Origin of the sequence: Dethiosulfovibrio russensis, assembly GCF_021568855.1 — a bacterium.
GTDB lineage: Bacteria > Synergistota > Synergistia > Synergistales > Dethiosulfovibrionaceae > Dethiosulfovibrio > Dethiosulfovibrio russensis.
In genome coordinates, this window is the sequence record NZ_JAKGUG010000025.1 from 1 (window position 1) to 2,415 (window position 2,415).

2 rRNA genes are annotated in these 2,415 nt (G+C 54.7%); both read left to right on the forward strand.

Features of this window, described 5'->3' with window-relative positions:
- Nucleotides 1–2,256: ribosomal RNA gene (locus tag L2W48_RS12845) — 23S ribosomal RNA — on the forward strand; the annotation flags it as partial.
- A 53-nt stretch (nucleotides 2,257–2,309) separates the two neighbouring features.
- Nucleotides 2,310–2,415, forward strand: a 5S ribosomal RNA gene (gene rrf / locus L2W48_RS12850); the annotation flags it as partial.

A 2,415-nucleotide genomic window follows, 5' to 3' on the forward strand; every position in this document is an offset into this window, starting at 1 on the left:
AATAGGGCGAAAGTTTCACGTAGTAGACCCGAAGCCCGACGATCTAGCCATGGCCAGGTTGAAGTGAGGGTGAAACCTCATGGAGGACCGAACCAGTATCTGTTGAAAAAGATTTGGATGAGCTGTGGTTAGGAGTGAAAAGCTAATCGAGTTGGGTAATAGCTGGTTCTCCCCGAAATGCATTGAGGTGCAGCCTCAGGTATTTCGTCTCGGGGGTAGAGCACTGGATGGATGCGGGGGACTGGGGTCCTACCAAATTCAACTAAACTCCGAATACCGAGACGTGAAGCCTGGGAGTGAGACTACGGGTGATAAGGTCCGTGGTCGAAAGGGAAACAGCCCAGACCGTCGGCTAAGGTCCCAAAGACATGCTAAGTGTGGCAAGGATGTGGAGATGCCCAAACAGCCAGGAGGTTGGCTTAGAAGCAGCCATCCTTTAAAGAGTGCGTAATAGCTCACTGGTCGAGGATCTCTGCGCCGAAAATGTAGGGGGCTAAGCATGACACCGAAGCCACGGGATGTATGTAAATACATCGGTAGGGGAGCGTTGCCATCGGAGCGAAGCCGTATTGTAAAGTGCGGTGGACCGATGGGAAGTGAGAATGCAGGCATGAGTAACGACAAACAAGTGAGAATCTTGTTCACCGGAAGACCAAGGTTTCCTGGGGAAGGTTGATCCGCCCAGGGTTAGGCGGGACCTAAGGCGAGGCTGAAAAGCGTAGTCGATGGACAGCAGGTAGACATTCCTGCCCCGTTCTTGGACGTTATTACCGAAGTGGTGACGCAGGAGGCTAGGTGTAGCCGGCGGATGGAAGAGCCGGTCCAAGGGAGTAGGCAGGGTAGGCAGGAAAATCCACCTACCTGATAATGCTGAGACCTGATGGGGAGTGCTTACGAGCACGAAGACATTGACGCCACGCTGCCGAGAAAAGCCACTAGGGAGGAAGAGAACGCCCGTACCCGAAACCGACACAGGTGGTCTGGCTGAGAAGGCTAAGGTGAGTGGAATAACCATCGTTAAGGAACTCTGCAAGTTGACTCCGTAACTTCGGGAGAAGGAGTGCCACCCTGGTGAAGCTAATGCTGGTGGAGCTGAGGGTGGTCGCAGAAACCAGGCCCAAGCGACTGTTTACTAAAAACACAGGACTCTGCTGAAGGCGCAAGCCGACGTATAGGGTCTGACGCCTGCCCGGTGCTGGAAGGTTAAGGGGAGAGGTTAGTCTTCGGGCGAAGCTTTGAACCGAAGCCCCAGTAAACGGCGGCCGTAACTATAACGGTCCTAAGGTAGCGAAATTCCTTGTCGGGTAAGTTCCGACCTGCACGAATGGCGTAACGATTTGGGCGCTGTCTCGACGATGGATCCAGTGAAATTGTGGTACCGGTAAAGACACCGGTTACCCGTGGTGGGACGGAAAGACCCCGTGGAGCTTTACTGTAGCCTGGCATTGGGACTCGACACATCATGTACAGGATAGGTGGGAGCCTAAGAAGGGAGTACGTCAGTATTCCTGGAGGCGTTGTTGGGATACCACCCTTGTTGTGTTAAGTTTCTAACCGCTTCTTCTGAATCGGAGAGCGGGACATTGTCAGGTGGGCAGTTTGACTGGGGCGGTCGCCTCCTAAAGAGTAACGGAGGCGCGCAAAGGTCATCTCAGGGCGAATGGAAAACGCCCGAAGAGCGTAAGGGTATAAGATGGCTTGACTGTGAGACAGACATGTCGAACAGAGACGAAAGTCGGTCCTAGTGATCCGGCGGTACCGAATGGAAGGGCCGTCGCTCATCGGATAAAAGCTACCCCGGGGATAACAGGCTGATCTCCCCCGAGAGTTCCCATCGACGGGGAGGTTTGGCACCTCGATGTCGGCTCGTCGCATCCTGGGGCTGAAGCAGGTCCCAAGGGTTGGTCTGTTCGCCCATTAAAGCGGTACGTGAGCTGGGTTTAGAACGTCGTGAGACAGTTCGGTCCCTATCCACCATGGGCGTAAGGTATTTGAGGAGAGCTGCTCCTAGTACGAGAGGACCGGAGTGGACGCACCGCTGGTGTACCAGTTGTGTCGCCAGATGCATAAGCTGGGTAGCTATGTGCGGAACGGATAACCGCTGAAGGCATCTAAGCGGGAAGCCGCCTCCAAGATGAGATACCTCACTGCGTAAGCAGGTAAGGCGTCCCGTAGACGACGGGGCAGATAGGCCGGAGGTGGAAGCGTGGCAACGCGTGGAGCTGACCGGTACTAATACGCCGAGGCCTTAACCTCTTTTTGTTTTCTTTGTTCCTTGTCAGGGAGCTTATATATAGTTTGGAGAGATTCTTGGTGGCTTTTGCGGAGGGGGTACACCCGGTCCCATGCCGAACCCGGCAGTTAAGCCCTCCAGCGCCGATGGTACTGCGATTCGCTTCGTGGGAGAGTAGGTCG